Below are 19,607 nucleotides of genomic sequence, written 5' to 3' on the forward strand. Positions count from 1 at the left end.
GCACAGTACGACCCATGAACACCTTTGCGACGAAGACTTGGGAAGAAAACGTGGTCAGTGGCGCCGAAGGCCAGCCGCGGTACGCACACGCCCACGCCGTGATGACCTACTCGGGCCTGATCGAGGGCGAGTCCTCCTGCGACTACCTCCTCTACTACACCGGCCCGGACTACGACGGCGCCGGCCAGCGCGCGCCCGGCTTCGAACGCATCGAGGGCGCGGTCGACGGCCGCAAGGGCAGCTTCGTGATCCGGCACGAGGTAGCGTTCGACGCCAACGGCATCGACGGCACGTTCACCGTGGTCGACGGCTCGGGCACCGGTGAGCTGACCGGTCTGCGCGGCACCGGCACCGCCACCGGCGCATCGGGCGAACCGGCGATGTCCTACACCTTCGAATACTCCCTTTAGGACGGTCACGTGGACAGGCAGCAGGTGATGGCCTACCGGATCGCCGCGCAGGGCCTGCACCGCGAGACGGCCGACCCGCACGACCTGGCCGTGTTCGGCCTCGGCGTGCAGGACAACCAGCGCGGTGGCCCGGCCATCGCGCTGGCCGCGCGGCTGTCCATCCCGGCCGACCCCGAAGACGACCGGTTCGCCCTGCTCTGGTCCCACCGCGGGGCGCCGCACCTGCACCGGCGGCAGGACCGGAAAGCCCTGGTCGCGAGCCTGGTGCCACTGTCCGAAGCGGACGCCCAGGCCCGGATGAACTGGCAGCGCGCCCAGGTCGCCCGTGCCGGTGTCCCCGCGGCCGAGGCGCTGACGGTCGCGGCCAAGGCCCTGCGCAAGGCCGTCGGCAAGACGATGACCAAGGGGGCCGCGAGCACCGCGGTCACCAAGCTCGTACCGGACGGTTTCTCGGTCTGGTGCCGTGGTTGCGGGGCGACGCACATCCTCGAACAGCTCATGCGCCTGGCCGCGCCGCTCGCCGGGCTCGAACTGGTGCGGGACGCGTCCCCGGCGACCCTGACCCCGATCGAGAACCGCGGGCCGGTCCCGGCCAAGCCGGACGTCGCCGCCGCGACCGCCGTCATGGCGGCCTACCTGCGCCTGCACGGTCCGGCCACACCCGGTGACGCGGGCGGCTTCTCCAGCACGACGGCGGCCGTGGCCAAGGAGATGTGGCCGTCGGACCTCGCGGAAGTGCAGGTCGACGGCAAGAAGCGCTACCTGCCTGCCGACGCGCTCGCGTTGCTGGAGAACCCGCCGGAGCCCGACGTCGTACGCCTGCTGCCGCCTTCCGACCCGCTGCTCCAGTCCAGGGACCGAGATCTGCTGGTGCCGGAAAAGCCCCACCAGAAGGAGATCTGGAAAATCCTCGGCAATCCGGGCGCGCTGCTCGCCGACGGGGAGATCGCCGGTGTCTGGCGCCCGAAGACCTCCGGCAAACGGCTTTCGATCGCCGTCACGTCGTTCTGGCCGCTCGACCCGGGCACTCAGAACCGCGTCGCCGAGGAAGCCGAACTGGTCGCCGCGGCTCGTGGGCTCACGCTGGCCAAGGTCGACTGGTAGCGCCTGACCACGAGGTCGGCGACGGAAGTGTGCGCGCCCAGCGGGTCGGCCACCACGGCCGCACCCGAGTCGACGAGCCTCCGGTGGAACAACCCGGGCGCGAGCAGCCAAGAAGCCACCGCGACCCGCGACACTCCCAGCGAACCCACGACCTCGGCGATCGACGGCCGTGCCGTGGCGGCGAACCCGACCCGCACCGGCACGCCCAACCGCGCCCGCAACGCCCGCGCGGCCATCCGGACCTCGCTGAGCGCCCGTGGATCACTGGACCCGGCCGCCGCCAGCACCACGGCGTCGCCTTCGCGGTACCCGGCGTCGAGCAGCCGCGATTCCAGCACGTCGATCAGCTCGGGTGCCGCGCCGAAAGCCGGCGTAACGGTCACCGCCGCGTGCCCGCTCGCCTCGATCTGGGCCGGGATGTCGGTCCGCACGTGGTACCCCGACGCCAGGAACGCGGGCACGACCACGGCCGGGCCGGGCGCGTCCGCGAGCACCGTCGTCACGTCGGGCTGGAGCACGTCCGCGTAGGCGACCCGCACCGGGACGGCCACCCGCTCGCGCACCAGTTCCGCCAGTTCCGAGATCACGCGCACCCCGGCCGCGGCCCGGGTTCCGTGTGCCACCAGGACGATCAAGCGATCCCCGCCTTCTCCACGGCCAGCCGGTAACCCCGCTTGACCACGGTCTGCACCAGTTTTCCCTCACCCAGTGAAGTGCGGAGCCTGCCGACCGCCGTCTCCACCGCGTGCTCGTCCCCGCCGCTGGGCAGCACGGTCATCAACTGCCGCCGCGAGATCACCCGGCCCGGTTCCTCCGCGAGCGCCCGCAGCACCGCCAGTTGCGCGGGCGCCAGTGTCCGCAGTTCACCGTCGACGACCACCGCCTGCCCGCGCAGTTCCACCGTCCGCCCGGCCACCCGCCACCTCGGCACCCGGTCCAGCAACCCCTGCGACAGCGTGCGCGCCAGCGCCCCGATCCGGGACCGCTCCGGCTGCACGGTCGGGATGCCCAGCGCGGCGAACGGCGCGGCGGTGATCGGCCCGACGCAGGCGACCAGCACCCGGCGCGTCAGCGCCTCCACCAGCGCCGCGTACCGGCCGGTCCGCTTGGCCACGGCGAACATGCTCGCCGCGGCGGGTGCGCTGGTGAACGGCATCGCGTCGATCCCGCCCTCCAGCACGGAATCCAGCAACCGGTCCAGCGGTCCCGGATCGGCCGGGCCCACCCAGCGGTACACCGGGATCTCGATCACTTCGGCACCGGCGGAGCGCAGGGATTCGACGAAGAACGGCAACGGCTCACCGTGCAGCTGCACCGCCACCCGTCGTCCGTCCACACCGGACTCCAGAAGGTGCTGCAACAACTCCGCGTTGCTCTCCGAATCCGGTGAGTACACTTCGGACAACCCGGCCGCGCGCACCGCGCCCTTCGCCTTCGGCCCGCGTGCCATCACCGCGGCCTCGCCGAGCCTGGCGAGCACCGCGTCGCCGAGCCCCCAGCCCTCCGCGGCTTCGATCCAGCCGCGGAAGCCGATGCCGGTGGTCGCCACCACCACGTCCGGCGCCTCGTCCAGCAACCGGCGCGTCGCGCCGAGCAGTTCTGTGTCGTCCGACAGCGGCACGATCCGGATCGCCGGCCCGTACCGCACGGACGCCCCCTTCCGCACGAACAGCGCCCCGAGGTCATCAGCCCGGCGCGCCGCCGTGATCCCGACGGCGAAACCCGCCAGCGGTGGCAGGGCCGTCATGGCCCGCCCACCTCCACCGTGCCCGCGGCCACCCGCACCGGGTAGCAGGCCACCCGGACCTCCGGATCGTCCAGGCACTGCCCGGTCGACAGCTCGAAGCACTGCTTGTGCATCGGCGACGCCACCACCGGCACCCCGCCCCGGTCACCGATGATGCCGCGCGAGAGCACCGCCGCACCGCTGAACGGGTCTACATTGGACAGGGCGAACACGCCGTCGCCGGTGCGGAAGACGGCCACCTGCGAGCCGTCCGGCAGCAACGCGGCCACCCCGGCGCCGAGCGGCACCGCCTCCACCGGGCACACGGCGGTCCACACCTGCTCCTGTGTCACTCGGGGGACGACCCCCGAACCCCCGGCAAAAGAAGTCAACGCGGTCATCGCGCGGCCACCTCCGGCATTCCGAGAGAAACGGGCACGTTCTGCTCACGCTCGACGCGGAAGGAAATCGTCGGGTCCGGCGTGCCCGGAGCGTTCACGAACGAGGTGAACCGCGCGAGCTTCTCCGGGTCCTCGAGCACGCCACGCCATTCGTCGGCGTAGGAGTCCACGTGCTTCTCCATCGCGGCGTCCAGCTCCTCGCAGATGCCGAGGCTGTCATTCACGATGACGTCACGCAGGTGGTCCAGGCCGCCTTCCAGCTCCTCGATCCACGGTGCCGTGCGCTGCAGCCGGTCGGCGGTGCGCACGTAGAACATCAGGAACCGGTCGATCGTCCGGAACAGCGTCTCGCTGTCTACATCGGACACCAGTAGCCGCGCGTGCCGGGGCGTCGTGCCGCCGTTGCCGCCGACGTAGAGATTCCAGCCCTTCTCCGTGGCGATCACGCCGAAGTCCTTGCCACGCGCCTCCGCGCATTCCCGCGCACACCCCGAGACCGCCGCCTTGAGCTTGTGCGGCGAGCGCAGTCCGCGATAGCGCAGCTCCAGTTCGACCGCCATGCCGACGCTGTCCTGCACCCCGTACCGGCACCAGGTGGAGCCGACGCACGACTTGACCGTGCGCAGCGACTTCCCGTATGCGTGCCCGGATTCGAAGCCCGCGTCGACCAGCCGGCGCCAGATCGGCGGCAGCTGGTCCACCGTCGCGCCGAACAGGTCGATCCGCTGCCCGCCGGTGATCTTGGTGTACAGCCCGAACTCCTCGGCCACCTCGGCGATCACCTTCAGCTTCGCCGGGGTGATCTCGCCGCCGGGGATGCGCGGCACCACCGAATACGAGCCGTTGCGCTGGATGTTCGCCAGGAACCGGTCGTTGGTGTCCTGCAGGGTCACCTGCTCGCCACCGAGGATGTGCCCGTTGCCCAGCGTCGCCAGGATCGAGGCCACCGCCGGTTTGCAGATCGCGCAGCCGGTCCCGGTGCCGTGGCGCGTGATCAGCTCGCCGAAGGTGCTGATCCGCGTGGCGCTCACGATCTCGAACAGTTCCGCGCGGGAGAAGGAGAAGTGCTCGCAGAGCGCCTTCGACTGCTCCACCCCGCACGAGTCCAGCAGCTTCGCCAGCATCGGCACGCACGAACCGCAGGCCGTGCCCGCCCGAGTGCAGGCTTTGAGCTTCGGCACGTCGGTGCACTCGTGCTCGAGGATGGCGTCGGTGATCGCCGCCTTCGTGACGGCGTTGCAGGAACACACCTGCGCGTCGGGCGGCAGCGCGTCCACGCCGACCCCTTCACCGCCGCCCGCGGGCGAAAGCATGGAACCGGGTGACGCGGGCAGCGCGCGACCGACGAACGACCGCAGCATCGTGTACTGCGAGGCATCCCCGACCAGCACCCCGCCGAGCAGCGTCTTGCCGTCCTCGGACACCACCAGCTTCTTGTAGTAGCCGTCGACCGAATCGGCGAAGGCGACTTCGCGGGCGCCCTCGGTGGCCGCGTGCGCGTCACCGAAGCTGGCCACGTCGACCCCGAGCAGCTTCAGCTTGGTCGACATGTCCTGCTCGCCGAACTCGCCGTCACCCCCGAGCAGTTGCGCGGCGACGATCTCCGCCATCGCGTAACCCGGCGCCACGATGCCGTACACGCGGTTCTCCACCGACGCGCATTCGCCGATCGCGTACACCGCCGGATCGCTGGTGCGGCAACGGTTGTCCACCAGCACGCCACCGCGCTCGCCGACCTCCAGCCCGCTCTCCCTGGCCAGCTCGTCCCGCGGCCGGATGCCCGCCGAGAACACCACGAGGTCCAGGTCCAGCTCGGTGCCGTTGACCAGCTTGGCGATGAGCCGGTCGCCGTCCGGCTCGATCACGTTCGTCGAGGTTCCCGTGTGGACGGTCACGTCGAGCGCGGTGACCAGCTCACGCAGCAGCCCGGCACCCCCGTCGTCGACCTGCAACGGCATCAGCCGCGGGCCCATCTCGACCACGTGCGGTGAGAGTCCCATGTCCCGCAGGGCTTTCGCGGCCTCCAGGCCGAGCAGGCCACCACCGACCACCATCGCCGAGCGGCGCCCGCGACCAGCCGCACCAGTGGCCTCGCGGATGGCGTCCAGGTCGTCGATCGTCCGGTAGACGAAGCAGCCCGGCAGGTCGTGACCGGGAACCGGCGGGACGAACGGCTTCGACCCGGTGGCCAGCACCAGTGCGTCGTAGGGCTGCTCGTACCCGGCCGCGGTCCGGACCACCCGCCGCTCGCGGTCCACCGACACCACCGGATCACCGAGCCGCAGCTCGACCTCCGGGTCGTCGGCGTAGTCGGATCCGGGCAGCGCCAGCACCTGCGCGTCCCAGCCGTCCACATAGGAGGTCAGGGCGACCCGGTCGTACGCCGGGCGCGACTCCTCGGCCAGCACGACCACCCGCCAGTCGCTCCCGCCCGCCCGCACCGCTTCGACCAGCCGGTGGGCGACCATGCCGTGTCCGGCGACAACCAGTGTCCGCATTCGCTGCTCCTCCCTGGGATGCAAGTTGGCTCAGACCCCGGCCCCGGCCAGCGCGGGGCTCGGCGAGCGCACGCCTTCGCGGCGCAGGTAAACGGCCCAGGTCACGCCCGCGCAGATCAGGTAGAACACGCCGAACGCGACGAAGGCGGGTACGCCACCGCCGGTGCCGGCGAAAGACGCGCGGAAGCCGAGGTTGATGAACAGTCCGCCGATCGCCCCGATCGCGCCCGCCAGCCCGATCAAGGCCCCGGACAGCCGCCGGGCACGCAGCAGTTCCTCGGTCTCCGAGGCACCCTCTTCGATCGCCGACTGCGCCTTCGCCCGGAAGATCGCCGGGATCATCTTGTAGGTGGATCCGTTGCCCACGCCGGAAAGCACGAACAGCAGGATGAAGGCGGTGGTGAACAACGCCAGCGAACCGGCGTTCGAGGCGATGATCGCGCCCGCCGCCGCGACCGCCATGCCGCCGAAGGTCACCAGCGTCACCTTCGCGCCGCCGATCCGGTCGGACAGCATGCCGCCCACCGGCCGGATCAGCGAGCCGATCAGCGGGCCGAGGAAGGTCACCGTCGCGGCCTGAAGCGGGGTGCGGCCGAACTGGTTCTGCAGCACCAGCCCGAAGGCGAAGCTGTAACCGATGAACGAGCCGAAGGTGCCGACGTAGAGGAAGGACATCACCCAGGTGTGCTTGTCCTTGACCACCTCGCGCATGGCCCCGGTGTCCCCGCGCACGCTGGCCAGGTTGTCCATGTAGAAGTAGGCGAGCACCGCGGCGAGCACGATCAGCGGCAGGTAGATGAACAGCACCACGCGCGGGGCCATCGCGCCCGCCGTGCCGATCACCAGCAGGCCGACCAGCTGGATCGCGGCCACCCCCAGGTTGCCGCCCCCCGCGTTCAGCCCGAGCGCCCAGCCCTTGAGCCGCTCCGGGTAGAAGGTGTTGATGTTGGTCATCGACGAGGCGAAGTTGCCGCCGCCGACCCCGCCGAGCGCGGCGACCAGCAGGAACGTGCCCAGCGAAGTGCCCGGCTCCACCACGATCGCGGCGAGCACGGTCGGGAAGACCAGCAGCCCGGCGCTGACGACCGTCCAGTTGCGACCGCCGAACTTCGCCACCGCGAAGGTGTAGGGCAACCGCATCAGCCCGCCGACCACGGTCGGGGTGGACACCAGCAGGAACTTGTCCGCCGCCGAGAAGCCGTACTCGGGGCCCATGAACAGGACCATCACCGACCACAGCGTCCAGATCGAGAAGCCGACGTGCTCGGCGAAGATGGAGAACCACAGGTTGCGCCGGGCCACCCGCTTGCCGGTGGACTCCCAGAACTCCGGGTTCTCCGGTTCCCACCGCTGGATCCAGCGTTTCGTCTGCATGTGTTGCCTTTCAGCCGTTCAGGAGGTTTCGGCGAGCCAGCCGGCGATGCCCCGCACGGCATCGGCACAGCCACCGCAGCCGGTGGTCGCCCTGGTCGCCGCGGCCAGCGCCGGCAGGTCGGTGGCACCGGCGCGCCACTGCTCGACCAGGCGGCCCTTGGTCACCGAGTTGCAGCGGCAGACCACCGCGCTCGCCGGGAGGTTCGCCGGGTTCACCGACGGGGTGCCCGCCGCTTCCGGTCCGGGCAGCGCCCGGCCGAGCAGCAGCGCGAGCTTGTCCTCGGGCAGCCGGGCACCGCGGTCGTAGAGCTGGGTCAGGTTCGCGGCCGCGTCGGGGAGGCCGAGCACGATCGCGCCGACCACCTTTTCCTCGCGTACCAGCAGTTTCGCGTACCGGCCCCGGGTCGAGTCGGACACGCTGAGCACCTCGGCACCGGCGGTTTCGGTGTCGCCGAACGCCGCCAGGTCCACGCCGCGGGCCTTGAGCCTGGTCACCACCGGGGTGCCCCGGTAGCGCGCGGCGGTGTTCTCGCCGGTGACCAGGTCGGCCACCACGGCAGCTTGTTCCCAGGCGGGCTGCACCAGCCCGGACACCGTGCCCGGGTGCTGCGCGCAGTCGCCGATGGCGAACACCCGGCCGTCGCTGGTGCGCAGGGAGTCGTCGACGAGCACCCCGCGGTCGACGGCCAGCCCGGCTTCGCGAGCCAGTGCGGTGTCCGCGCGCACCCCGGCGGAGACCACGACGAGGTCCGCCTGGACGTACGAACCGTCGTCCAGCTTGAGCCCGTCGCCGGGCAGGTACCGGGCTGCGGTCGCGCCGAGCCGGAACTCGATGCCCAGTCCTCGCAGGGTTTCCGCGAGCACCCGGCCGCCTTCGGCGTCGAGCTGGCGTTCCATCAGGTGCCCGACCGGGTGCACCACGGTGACCAGGTTCCCGCGCCCGGCCAGCCCGCGGGCGGCCTCCAGGCCGAGCAGCCCGCCGCCGAGCACGGCCACCGGTGCGCCGACCTTGGCGTCGAGGATGCGCTCGCAGTCACCGAGGCTGCGGAACGCGACCACGCCGGGCGCCACTTCGCCGGTTTCCGTGGTCAGCCCCTCCACCGGCGGCATCCACGGCGCGGCACCGGTCGCCAGCACCAGCGCGTCGTAGTCCACAGTGGACCCTTCGGCCAGCTCGATCCGGCGCGCGGCACGGTCGATCCGGTGCACCGTCGTGCCCAGCCGCAGGTCGACGTCGTTCTCCTTGGCCCACTCGGAATCGTGCAGCCACACCGATTCCGTGCTCATGGTGCCCGCGACGACCCCGGACAGCAGCACCCGGTTGTACGCCGGGTACGGCTCGGAACCGAGCACGGTGAGCGTCACGCGCGAGCCGTCCGCGTCGCGGCGGCGGATCTCCTCGGCCACCCTGGCCCCGGCCATGCCGTAGCCGATGACCACCACGTTCCGGGTCATTCCGCACCCGCCAAGCGGACCGCGCACACCTTGAACTCGGGCATACGGCTGGTCGGGTCGAGCGCCGGGTTGGTCAGCAGGTTCGCCCGCTGCGCACCGGGGAAGTGGAACGGCACGAAGACCAGGTCTGGCCGGATGGACGGGACGCAGCGCACCCGCGCCCGCACGGCACCACGCCGGGATTCGACCGAAGCCCAGTCACCGTCGGCCAGTCCGGCACGAGCGGCGGTGTCCGGGTGCACTTCGACGAAGGCTTCGGGTACGGCGTCGGTGAGTTCGTCGATCAACCGAGTCTGCGCTCCGGATTGGTAGTGCTGGAGCACACGGCCCGTGGTGGCCTGCAAGGGGTATTCGTCGTCCGTCGGCTCGGCCGGGCCGCGGTGGTCGACCGGGTGGAACCGCGCGCGGCCGTCGGCGTGCGCGAACCGGTCGAGGAACACACGCGGGGAACCGGGGTGGTCCGTCCCGGGAACCGGCCAGTGCAGCCGTTCTCCCGCGCGCAGCCGGTCGTAGGTGATCCCGGAGTAGTCGGCGAGCCCGCCCTTCGAGGCGGCTCGCAGTTCTTCGAACACGGTTCCCGCGTCGGCCGGGAACCGGCCATCGGGTTGCCCGAGCCTGCTCGCCAGGCCCGACAGCACGTCGAGATCGGTGCGGACACCCTCCGGGGGATCGATCGCGCGGCGGCGGAACAACACCCGCCCCTCGATGTTGGTCATCGTGCCCTCCTCCTCGGCCCACTGCGTGATGGGCAGCACAACGTCGGCGAGCGCGGCCGTTTCGGACAGCACCAGGTCGGCGACCACCAGGAAGTCCAGTGCGCCCAGTCGATCGGCGATGTGCGCGGACCGCGGCGCCGACACCAGCACGTTGCTGCCGAAGACCATCAGCCCGCGCGGGCCGTCTTCAGTGCCCAGCGCGTCGAGCAGTTCGTAGGCGGAACGGCCGGGCCCCGGCAGCGAATCCGCCGGCACGCCCCACACCCCGGCGACGTGCTCCCGCGCCGCCGGATCGTCGATGCGCCGGTACCCGGGCAGCTGGTCGGCCTTCTGCCCGTGTTCCCGCCCGCCCTGACCGTTGCCCTGCCCGGTCAAGCAGCCGAAACCGGAACCCGCGCGCCCGGGCAACCCCAGTGCCAGCGCGAGGTTGATCCACGCGCTGACCATGTCGGCGCCACTGGAGTGCTGCTCGGTACCGCGTGCGGTGAGGATGTAGGCGTTGCGCGCGTTCGCCAGCCGGGCGGCGACCGCGCGCTGGTCGGCGGCCGAGACGCCGGTGATCCGCTCCACCCGCTCGGGCCACCACGCCGCCGCGATCCGCCACACCGCGGCGAAACCCGCGGTTCGTTCGTCTACATAGGACTGGTTGAGCAGGCCGTCGGCCACCACCGCGTGCAGGATGCCCAGTGCCAGCGCCAGGTCCGTGCCGGGTGCGGGTTGCAGGTGCAGCTCGGCCAGCTCGGCGGTCGGCGTGCGGCGGGGGTCCACCACGATCAGCCCGCGCTTGAGGTACCGCGCGAACGGCGGCATGGTCTCGGCGGGGTTGGCGCCGACGAGCAGGATGGCGTCCGCTTCGGACAGATCCGCCAGCGGGAACGGCAGCCCGCGGTCCAGCCCGAACGCGCGCATCCCGGCCGCGGCCGCGGACGACATGCAGAACCGTCCGTTGTAGTCGACCTGTGAGGTGCCGAGCGCGACCCGGGCGAACTTCCCCAGCAGGTAGGCCTTCTCGTTGGTCAGCCCGCCACCGCCGAACACCGCGTTCGCGTCGGCGCCGTGGTCGCGCTTCAGCTCGGTGAGCCGGGTGGCGACCAGGTCGAGCGCGTCGTCCCAGCTCGCCGGGCGCAGTTCACCGCCGACCCGGATCAGCGGGGTGGTCAGGCGTGCCGGGGACCGCAGCAGGGCGCCCGCGGTCCAGCCCTTCTGGCACAGCCCGCCCGCGTCGGCGGGCGAGGTCTCGGTTCCGCGCACGGCCATCGCGCACTGCAGCGCGCAGTAGGGGCAGTGCGTGACCGTGCGGGCCCCGGTCAGCGGTGCTGCGGTCGCGGTCACAGTGCCCTCCTTCCCGACTCGGCCATGGACCGACGGTAAGGAGCGCGTGTTACTCGAAAACGACCGAATGTTTCAGGCGTTTGACATTGCCCGGACGATGGCGGGCCGGTGGCGGTGAACTCTCAGAGCAGCGCGCTGACTTCCCGGGCCGCCAAGCGCAGGCCATCCAGGGAAGACGGGCTGAAGTGCGGGTCGAGCGCGATGATCGCCAGGCGGAACAGTGTGGCGCGCAACACAAGCTGCGGCCACTCGGGCAGGTGGGCCCAGCGCTGCAGCAGTTGCGAGTCGGCCCCGCCCCAGGCGAGCGCGTCCACGGTGGCCACCGCGGCGCCCCACTCGGCGGGCCGGAAGTACGGTTCGAAGTCGACGATGCCCGGTGGTTCGTCACCGTCGAAGAGCACGCGGCCGAACAGCTCGCCGTGCACCAGCTGGTTCTGCCCGTGCACCGGGCGGCGCGCACCGGCGAGCACCTCGAACCAGCCGCCGCCCTTCCTCTCGTCGAGGTCGGGCTCCAGTTCTTCCCAGGCCATCCGGTCGGCGATCGCGTAGACGTCGCGGCGGCCGTCGAGGAAGTCCGGGCGCGGCTCGTGCGCGGTCGCCTGGTGCAGCTTCACCGCGGCGAGCACGAGCTCGTCGTAGCGCGGCTGCGGCGTGCCGGAGACGAACCGGCACGCCGCCCAGCCACCCACGATGGACCGGCCGTCGGTGGACCGGACCGGCCGGGCGACCCGCACGTCGGGCAGCGCGATGCGCTCCATCATGCGGGCCTGCCACAGCGCCCTGGCCCGGTCGTGGACCGGCTTGAGCACCAGGTCACCACACCGCCAGCCGAGCCCGGCAGGCATCGGCTCCGGGTCGGCGCCCTTCGCCCCGAACGCCGACACGACGTGCGGCGGCGGAGGCTGGTGTCTCGGAGCCGGTGTGGTCACATCCCGCACGTTATCGCGCTCACGCGCGGGATCAAGGGACCTCTAGTACGTCGGAAGGCTCGGGTCGACCTGGCGAGCCCAGGCGAGCACGCCGCCACCGAGGTGCGTGGCGTCCTTGAACCCGGCCTGGTGCAGGGCCGCGAGCGCCTCCGCCGACCGCGCACCCGACTTGCAGTGCAACACGATCGGCTTGTCCTGCGGCAGTTCGGCCAGCGCCTCCCCGGACAGGATCCGGTCCTTCGGGATCAGCTTCGCGCCCTTGATGTTCACGATCTCGTACTCGTGCGGCTCGCGGACGTCGATCAGCTCGAAGTTGTCGCCGTTGTCGAACTTGGCCTTCAGCTCGGCCGGGGTGATCGTGCTGTCCGACGCGGCCTGCTGCGCCTCGTCCGAGACCACCCCGCAGAACGCCTCGTAGTCGATCAGCTCGGTGATCTTCGGCGTGTCCGGGTCCTTGCGGATCTTGACCTCGCGGTAGCGCATCTCGAGCGCGTCGTAGCTGATCAGGCGGCCGAGCAGCGGCTCACCGATGCCGGTGATCAGCTTGATCGCCTCGTTCACCATGATCGAGCCGATCGAGGCGCACAGCACGCCCAGCACGCCGCCCTCGGCGCACGAGGGCACCATGCCGGGAGGCGGCGGCTCGGGGTAGAGGTCGCGGTAGTTCAGCCCGCGGCCGTCCGGCGCGTCCTCCCAGAACACGCTGACCTGGCCCTCGAACCGGAAGATCGAGCCCCAGACGTACGGCTTGCCGAGCAGCACCGCGGCGTCGTTGACCAGGTAGCGGGTGGCGAAGTTGTCCGTGCCGTCGACGATCAGGTCGTAGTCGCGGAAGATCTCCAGCGCGTTCGAGCTGTCCAGCCGATCGGTGTGCAGGTGGACCTTGACGTTCGGGTTGGTCTCGGCCAGCGACTCCTGGGCCGAGGCCGCCTTCAGCTTGCCCACGTCGCTCTGCCCGTGGATCACCTGGCGCTGCAGGTTCGACTCGTCGACCACGTCGAAGTCGACGATGCCCAGCGTGCCGACCCCGGCCGCGGCCAGGTAGAGCAGCGCGGGGCTGCCCAGCCCACCGGCACCGATGACCAGCACCTTGGCGTTCTTGAGCCGCTTCTGCCCATCCATCCCGACATCCGGGATGATCAGGTGCCTGCTGTAGCGGGCCACCTCGTCCTTGGTGAGCTCGGCGGCCGGCTCGACGAGCGGCGGCAGCGTGCCTGACATCGTGGTGGACCTCCATACTTCGCGCACGGTTCTCGCGTACCACTATCACTAACGCACCGGCGGCGCACGGTCTTCCCCCCGTCCACCTGCTGGGACGGGGTTGCGGGTCAGCCCGCCTGCGCCCCCGGGTTCGGGTAGCTGTTCGGCTTGCAGACCTTGCCGTCGGCGGGCACCGAGTTCCGGTCACCGCCGGGCACGTTGTTCAGCTTGGCCACGTAGTCGTTGTTCACGCCGAAGCTCTGCTGCATCATCACCGGCGCCAGCGCGCCGTCCTCGTCGCAGCCCCGGTGGCCGTGGCCGAGCGCGTGGCCGACCTCGTGGTTGATCGCGTAGACCCGGTAGTTCCCGAGGTCCGAACTGAACGCCTTGGCGCCGCGGACCCAGCGGGCGAGGTTGATCACCACCTGCTTGGTGTCGCCCTTGCGGCACGAGGCCTCGTACGGAATGGACGAGCCGCAGATCGCCTTCGCGGTGTCCGAAGTGGTCAGCGCCACCTTGAAGTCCGGGTCCGGGTCGCTGTTGTCCACCCGCTGCAACCGCAGCTGTCCGCTGCCCGCCCAGCCGCGCGGGTCCTCGGAGAGGATGCCCTGCACGGTGGTGGCGAACGCGTCCTCGCCGCTGATGTCCTCCGGCGGGATGCCGTCCTCGACTTCGATGGTGTACTTCCACACCTTGCCCGCCGTGCCGTACGGCTCGCTCTTACCCGGCACCACGTGCCAGGTGCCCTGGCCCTTTCGCGTGTAGTCCTTGCCCTCGGGCAGGTCGGCGGTCGGGATGTTCAGGTCCATCTGGGGCGCGGGCAGTTCGGCACCGGCGGGCGGGGCCTCGCCCTCGCCGTTGGTCCCGGTGCCCTCGCCGGCCAGCACGGACCCGGTCGGCGTCTCGATCAGGGGCGTCTCGGGTGGGCTGGTCGCGGTGTCGAACACCACCAGCGCGGTGATCACCGCGAGCACCGGCAGGGCGTAGACGCGCCAGCCGTAGGTCTTGGTGAGCTTGCCGACCTTGCCCTCGCGCTGAGGGGCCTCGGCCTCTTCCTCACGCGGGCGCCAGGAGGCGCTCAGCGGCTCAGCGGCGGTCCGCCTGCCGCCGGGGCGGTAGCGCTCCTCGTCATCGGCGCGCACGGCCCGGCCGTGGCCGGTGGCGTACTCCCCCGACCGGTCGGGACGACGAGCCGACCGGGCTGCTGAGGGGTGCGGCGATCGTTCACCGCCACCTCGCGCACCATTCGACACCCGGTTCACCACGCGTCCAGGGTGCCATATCCAAAACGTTATGCCGTCGCCGACCGGCACAGGCCGCGTCGCCCGCGCCTCACCCGAACGGGTTACCAATTCCCGGTTTCAACCCGCTCCCACAGGGCCAGTACCGCCTTCGCTACGGTGTTCGGCCGCTCCATCTGGGCCACATGGCCCGTTCGTGGGAGGACCAGGAGGCGGGCACGGGGCATCAGGGTCGCCGTGCGTGACGCACGTCGCACCGAAATCACCCGGTCCTTCTCGCCCCACACCACCAGGCTCGGCGCGGTCACCTTCTCCGCCGCCGCCCACAGCGACTCCGGACCCCGGCTGAACCAGGCGCGGAAGATGCCGAAGGTGCTGCGGGCCATGGCGGGCGCCGCCCAGGCGAACTCCGCCCGCGCGCTGTGCTCCTCGGCGAGTTCGGCGAGCCGCCGCTCGGAGAAGGCGTCCGCGTTGGCGAAGCACAGCTTGATCACCTGCTTCGCGCGTTCCTCCGGCCCCAGCGCGGCCAGCGCCTGGCGGACGCGCTTGCCGACGAACGGCATGTAGGCCAGCGCCATCCGCGGATCGGACAGCCTGCGGTAGTCGAGCCTGCGGTCCGGCATGGCCGGTGAGATCAGCGTCAGGGTGCGCACCAGGTCCGGGCGCCGGGCGGCGACCAGCAGCGCGATCGCCCCGCCCATCGAGTTGCCCAGCAGGTGCACCGGCCCCTTGCCGAGGCCGTCGATGAACTCGGCGAGCAACGCGGCGTGGGAGTTGAGGCCGAAGTCGAACTCCGCGGGCGGCTCCGAGAAGCCGAACCCGGGAAGGTCGACCGCGATCCCGCCGGCGAAGGGCGCCAGCAACGCGGACAGGTCCGTCCAGTTGGTCGAGGAGCCACCGAGCCCGTGCACGTAGACCGCGACGGCGTCGTCGGTGCCCGGGGTCCGGCGGACGTGCAGGTTCAGCCCGCCGACCGATTCGGTTTCCCCAGGCCACGGCGCCACGTGCGCGTCGAGCGGTGGCAACGAGGTGGTGGTCAGCGGCACGTGGGTGATCGGCGTTCTACCGGTGGAGGTCGTCGGCGGCACTGTTCCAGAATGCCTGATGTGACCGGACGCTTGGCGTTTGGTGAGTACCGGCGAGTAATGTCAGGGGGACGCTTCGGCCGTGGTGACCCCCGCGCGAAGCGGAGAAGGTCTGGAGGGACTGATGACGGAAGCGGCTCAAAGCACCCAGCGAACGCAGGTGCGGCTGCCTCGCACGGAACGGCGTGCCCAGCTGCTCACCGCCGCGCAGCGGGTGTTCGCCGCCAACGGCTACCACGCGGCGGCGATGGACGAGATCGCCGAGCAGGCCGGGGTCAGCAAGCCCGTGCTCTACCAGCACTTCCCCGGCAAGCTCGACCTCTACATCGCGCTGCTGGAGAGCCACGTCGACGAGCTGGTGCGACGGGTGCGGGCGGCGCTGGACTCCACCACGGACAACAAGCAGCGCGTCCCGGCCACGGTCGGCGCCTTCTTCGACTTCGTCAACGGCGACGCCGGTGCGTTCCGGATGATCTTCGAGTCGGACCTGCGCGGCGAGCCCGCGGTGCAGCAGGCGGTCGACCGGGCGACCTCGGCAAGCGTGGACGCGATCACCGAGACGATCACTTCGGACGCCGGCCTCGACGAGGACCGCGCGCGCCTGCTGGCCGTCGGTCTGGTCGGCCTGAGCCAGGTCAGCGCCCGGTTCTGGCTGGCCAACCACAGCTCCATCAGCCGCGAAGAGGCCGTCGCACTGACGTCCACCCTGGCGTGGCGAGGCATCGGCGCCGGCTTCCCCCTACAACACCCGTAGTTGCCACCCCGCCGCTCAATGCAATGAGTGGGGCATTACTTGCATCCAATGCAAGTAATGCCCCACTCATAGCGTTCGCCCCACCGCCCCGAGCCCAACCGCCGCCCGGGGCTCAAACCCCCGCCATCACCGGCACCTTCGTCAAAGCCCGAATCCGCGCCGCCACCTCGTGCGCGCGTTCGTAGGGCAGCATGTGCCCCGCCTTCGGGAAGTAGACGAACTCCGCGTCGGGCAGTTCGTCGGCGATCACCCTGGCGTGCGGGACCGGGCACAGCCGGTCCAGCTGCCCGGCGAGCACGACCGCCGGCGTGCCGCGGAGGGCGGCCAGCGCGAGCCGGCGGTCGTGCCGGGTGATCGCCTCCAGGAAGCCCGCGATGCTCGCGGGATGCGCGCGCAGGGCCTGTGCCGCGACATCCAGCACATCGGCCCGTGGCGCCCCCCTGCCGAACGCGAGCCAGCGGGTGAACGGCGCCAGGAACCCCGGACTCCCGGGCAGGGTGTCCTTGCGCCGTCGTTCCAGCAGGCTCCTCACCCGCGGTTCGGCTCTCGTCACGCCGCGCCCGGCGAGGCCGGGCAGGCCGAGCGTGAGCCGGTTCATCTCGCCGGACGAGGTGGCCACGAAGGCCACCCCGGCCACCCGGCGTGAAACCAGTTCGGGATGCCGCTCGGCGAGCGCCATGATCGTCATCCCGCCCATCGAATGCCCGGCGAGCACCAGCCTGCCGTCCGGCACCACCGCGCCGAGCACCTCGGCCAGGTCGTCGGCGAGCTGCTCGATGGTCGCCGTCCCGCGCCGGGCCGGGGTGGACCGGCCGTGCCCGCGGTGGTCGTAGCGGAGCAGCCGCTGGTCCCGCAGTCGCTGGACCACCGGTTCCCAGCAGGTCAGATCCTGCGTCCAGCCGTGCACCAGCACCACGGTCACCGCGGCGTCGTCCGGCCCGCTCAGCTCCAGGTGGAGCTTCGTGCCGTCGGCGGTGACGAACTCGCGCGGGCTCATCGGGCCGGGAGGAGGAAGGACTTCTTCCAGAAGTACATCCCCGGTTTGCCGACCAGGCCGGACTCCTGCAGGAACGGCATGATCTTCTCGCCGGCCCAGCCGATGGTCTGCTGCCAGTTCGGGTTGTTCAGCGCGGCTTCGACCCCGTCGCGCGGCCGGATGCCGACCGCCTTGTAGACGTGCGGGTTGATGAAGGCACGCGTGACGAAGTACGAGATCAGCGCGATCAGGAACTGCTGGTAGGCCAGCTCGGCGCGGTTCAACTTGGCCATGCCGCGGGCGACCTCTTCGCGGGCGAAGGTCACGTGCCGCGCTTCTTCCAGCACGTGGATCCGGTTCACCATGCGCACCAGCGGCTGGATCTCCGGGTCGTTCATCTGCTCACGCTGCAGCCGGTCCAGGACCTCCTCGGCGACCAGGATGGCGCCGTAGCGCGCGGGGCCGTAGCTGATCGCCGGCAGCACCTTGGCCAGCTGGCGCAGCGCGGGCACCGGCCCGTACGCCGGGCAGCCGATCCGGTCGGCCAGCCGCGCGAACATCGTCGAGTGGCGGCACTCGTCGGCGACCTCGGTCAGCGCGTACTGCGCGTGGCTGGAGGTCGGGTCGGTGTCGTAGACCTCCTTGAGCAGCATCTGCATCAGCAGGATCTCGAACCAGAGCCCGGTGGTCGCGACGCTGGCGATCTCGTGCTTGCCCAGTTCGATCCGCTGCTCCGGGCTGAGCTTCTCCCACAGCTCCGTGCCGTAGAGGCTGGAGCGGTTCTCCGGGATGTAGCGCTTGCCCGGCACCAGTGGCGCGTCCCAGTCGATGTCGACGTCAGGGTCGTAGAACTTGTTCGCCGAAGACTTGAGCAGTCGTTCCGCGGTCTTCTCCCGACCGGCGTCCTTGAGCGTCCGCGTCATTGCCGACCTTGCCTTCCCACACCCGCACTTGTGTGTAACTTGAGGTAACAGTTACCTCTGGTAGCATGCGGAACATGGTCGGCCGTGTCAAGCGCAACAGCAAGCAAGCCAGCAAGCCGTCGTCGGGCGAACCGGAGACGGGCGACGCCCGCCGCGACCGCTGGCGAAAGCACCGCATCGCCCGGCGCGCGGAGTTCGTCGAGGCCGCGCTGCGGGCGCTGGACAAGCACGGCCCCGACCTCGGCATGGAGGACGTCGCCGCGGAGGCCGGCGTGACGAAACCCGTGCTGTACCGGCACTTCGAGGACAAGGCCGACCTGTTCGTCGCACTCGGCCAGCGCGGCACGAACATCCTGTTCGAGCGCCTGATCCCGGCGATCAACGCCGAACTGGCGCCGCTGCCGCGCATCCGGATGGCGCTCGACGCGTTCTTCGGGGTGATCGAGGAACACCCGAACCTCTACCGCCTGCTGGCGCGCGGTTCGTGGCCGGACAAGCCGGTGGATTCGGACGTGGTCGCCGAGGACAAGGAACTCATCGCGACCGCGCTGACCGCACTGCTCGGCGACTACATGCGGATGTTCAACATGGACTCGGGCGCGGCGGAGCCGTGGGCGCACGGGATCGTCGGCCTGGTGCAGAACACCGGTGAGTGGTGGCTGGAACGGCGGTCGATGAGCCGGGACAGCCTGGTCGAGTACCTGACCCAGCTCATCTGGGCGGCGATCGACGGACTGCTGCGCCAGCGGGGCGTGGTGGTCGACCCGAACCTGCCGCTGGAGCAGAACAAGGTCGTGCAGATGGCACGGGGAAAGGAAGACTCGGCGTGAGCGAACACGACGACGAAGACGGCTACACCGGGGACGCGACCGTGGTGGTCGGCGAAACCGAACTGGCCGTGAAGATCCAGCTGCGCGGCCACTTCCAGCCGATCGACGGCTACTACCACTGGTACGGCCGCATCGACGCCTCCGCGGAACTCTCCACCCTGCTGGGCGGGAAGAAGACGAAGGCGGAAATCCGCACCCCGGACGGCTCGGCCCCCTGCGAACTGTCCGATCCGGACCCCTGGGACCGGTACCGCATCATGGGCACCAGCACCCCGCCCTTCCACGTCCCCAAAACCCTCGCCGAAATCGAAGCCGCCACCACCTGACCCCCATGCCGTGACGTGGCACTCGACTCCCCGAACGCAGAACTCGCCCACCTGAACGTGGAACTCGACTGCCTGAATGTGGAACTCAGCTTCCCGAACGTAGAACTCTCCCGCCTGAACGTGGAACTCAGCTTCCTGAGTGTGGGACTCGCCCCGGTTGAGTCCCACACTCAGGTAGCCGAACCCCACGTCCAGGAAGCCGAACTCCACACTCAGGCAGGCGAACCCCACGTTCAGGCACGTGAGTTCCCCACTCGCGAAGCCGTGAAAGCCACATTCACGGCACACCCGGCAACGGGAAACGCCCAGTGGCCGCATCACCGCCCA

Annotated in this window: 18 protein-coding genes; 5 read left to right on the forward strand and 13 right to left on the reverse strand. The window is 70.7% G+C overall.

Features of this window, described 5'->3' with window-relative positions; all coding sequences use genetic code 11:
- The first annotated feature begins 14 nt into the window (after positions 1-14).
- Both L3Q67_RS05330 and L3Q67_RS05335 read left to right on the forward strand, forming a co-directional pair.
- Positions 15-410, forward strand: coding sequence for a DUF3224 domain-containing protein (locus L3Q67_RS05330; RefSeq protein ID WP_499188476.1), 396 nt, complete (start codon positions 15-17; stop codon positions 408-410).
- A 9-nt stretch (positions 411-419) separates the two neighbouring features.
- A complete protein-coding gene (locus tag L3Q67_RS05335) occupies positions 420-1,514 on the forward strand; it encodes a winged helix DNA-binding domain-containing protein (protein ID WP_499188477.1) in 1,095 nt (364 codons plus the stop codon).
- On the opposite strand, the gene L3Q67_RS05340 is transcribed toward L3Q67_RS05335, so the two are convergent.
- From L3Q67_RS05340 to L3Q67_RS05390, 11 genes are all read right to left on the reverse strand, one after another.
- Complete coding sequence (locus tag L3Q67_RS05340; RefSeq protein ID WP_499188478.1) at positions 1,439-2,137, reverse strand: sirohydrochlorin chelatase; 699 nt, start codon at positions 2,135-2,137, stop codon at positions 1,439-1,441. The two genes, L3Q67_RS05335 and L3Q67_RS05340, sit on opposite strands and share 76 nt — an antisense overlap.
- Before the next feature lie 8 nt (positions 2,138-2,145).
- Positions 2,146-3,261, reverse strand: a complete 1,116-nt coding sequence (locus tag L3Q67_RS05345) for a uroporphyrinogen-III synthase (RefSeq protein ID WP_499188479.1) — start codon at positions 3,259-3,261, stop codon at positions 2,146-2,148.
- Positions 3,258-3,593: a nitrite reductase small subunit NirD gene (nirD, locus tag L3Q67_RS05350; protein ID WP_499188480.1), complete on the reverse strand. Its 336-nt coding sequence runs from the start codon at positions 3,591-3,593 to the stop codon at positions 3,258-3,260. The genes L3Q67_RS05345 and nirD overlap by 4 nt, the downstream gene beginning before the upstream one ends.
- A 44-nt stretch (positions 3,594-3,637) precedes the next feature.
- A complete protein-coding gene (gene nirB / locus L3Q67_RS05355; RefSeq protein ID WP_499188481.1) occupies positions 3,638-6,139 on the reverse strand; it encodes a nitrite reductase large subunit NirB family protein in 2,502 nt (833 codons plus the stop codon).
- A gap of 30 nt (positions 6,140-6,169) precedes the next feature.
- Positions 6,170-7,513, reverse strand: a complete 1,344-nt coding sequence (locus L3Q67_RS05360) for a nitrate/nitrite transporter (protein WP_499188482.1) — start codon at positions 7,511-7,513, stop codon at positions 6,170-6,172.
- Positions 7,514-7,531: 18 nt separating this feature from the next.
- Entirely contained in the window at positions 7,532-8,968 is a 1,437-nt protein-coding gene (locus L3Q67_RS05365) for an NAD(P)/FAD-dependent oxidoreductase (RefSeq protein WP_499188483.1), read from the reverse strand.
- On the reverse strand, positions 8,965-10,941 hold the full coding sequence (locus tag L3Q67_RS05370) for a molybdopterin oxidoreductase family protein (RefSeq protein ID WP_499191434.1): 1,977 nt from the start codon (positions 10,939-10,941) through the stop codon (positions 8,965-8,967). The genes L3Q67_RS05365 and L3Q67_RS05370 overlap by 4 nt, the downstream gene beginning before the upstream one ends.
- A gap of 197 nt (positions 10,942-11,138) precedes the next feature.
- Positions 11,139-11,861, reverse strand: coding sequence for a TIGR02569 family protein (locus L3Q67_RS05375; protein WP_499191435.1), 723 nt, complete (start codon positions 11,859-11,861; stop codon positions 11,139-11,141).
- A 126-nt stretch (positions 11,862-11,987) separates the two neighbouring features.
- Positions 11,988-13,166, reverse strand: coding sequence for an adenylyltransferase/sulfurtransferase MoeZ (gene moeZ / locus L3Q67_RS05380; RefSeq protein WP_499188484.1), 1,179 nt, complete (start codon positions 13,164-13,166; stop codon positions 11,988-11,990).
- Positions 13,167-13,273: 107 nt separating this feature from the next.
- Positions 13,274-14,410 (reverse strand): DUF3152 domain-containing protein, encoded by a 1,137-nt coding sequence (locus L3Q67_RS05385; RefSeq protein ID WP_499188485.1) that lies wholly within the window; start codon positions 14,408-14,410, stop codon positions 13,274-13,276.
- An 80-nt stretch (positions 14,411-14,490) separates the two neighbouring features.
- A complete protein-coding gene (locus L3Q67_RS05390) occupies positions 14,491-15,411 on the reverse strand; it encodes an alpha/beta fold hydrolase (protein ID WP_499191436.1) in 921 nt (306 codons plus the stop codon).
- A gap of 184 nt (positions 15,412-15,595) precedes the next feature.
- Between L3Q67_RS05390 and L3Q67_RS05395 the strand changes: the two genes are divergently transcribed.
- The gene (locus L3Q67_RS05395) at positions 15,596-16,225 is read left to right on the forward strand and encodes a TetR/AcrR family transcriptional regulator (protein ID WP_499188486.1); all 630 of its coding nucleotides are present in this window, start codon (positions 15,596-15,598) and stop codon (positions 16,223-16,225) included.
- A 112-nt stretch (positions 16,226-16,337) separates the two neighbouring features.
- Here L3Q67_RS05395 and L3Q67_RS05400 read toward each other — a convergent pair whose 3' ends face one another.
- Both L3Q67_RS05400 and L3Q67_RS05405 read right to left on the reverse strand, forming a co-directional pair.
- A complete protein-coding gene (locus L3Q67_RS05400) occupies positions 16,338-17,222 on the reverse strand; it encodes an alpha/beta fold hydrolase (protein ID WP_499188487.1) in 885 nt (294 codons plus the stop codon).
- Complete coding sequence (locus L3Q67_RS05405) at positions 17,219-18,124, reverse strand: AurF N-oxygenase family protein (protein ID WP_499188488.1); 906 nt, start codon at positions 18,122-18,124, stop codon at positions 17,219-17,221. The genes L3Q67_RS05400 and L3Q67_RS05405 overlap by 4 nt, the downstream gene beginning before the upstream one ends.
- A gap of 74 nt (positions 18,125-18,198) precedes the next feature.
- Here L3Q67_RS05405 and L3Q67_RS05410 point away from each other — a divergent pair, with 74 nt between their 5' ends.
- Entirely contained in the window at positions 18,199-18,954 is a 756-nt protein-coding gene (locus tag L3Q67_RS05410; protein WP_499188489.1) for a TetR/AcrR family transcriptional regulator, read from the forward strand.
- The gene (locus L3Q67_RS05415) at positions 18,951-19,280 is read left to right on the forward strand and encodes a DUF4873 domain-containing protein (RefSeq protein ID WP_499188490.1); all 330 of its coding nucleotides are present in this window, start codon (positions 18,951-18,953) and stop codon (positions 19,278-19,280) included. The genes L3Q67_RS05410 and L3Q67_RS05415 overlap by 4 nt, the downstream gene beginning before the upstream one ends.
- The last annotated feature ends 327 nt before the right edge of the window (positions 19,281-19,607 follow it).

It is taken from the genome of Saccharothrix sp. AJ9571 (assembly GCF_021725495.1).
Taxonomy (GTDB): Bacteria; Actinomycetota; Actinomycetes; order Mycobacteriales; family Pseudonocardiaceae; genus Amycolatopsis; species Amycolatopsis magusensis.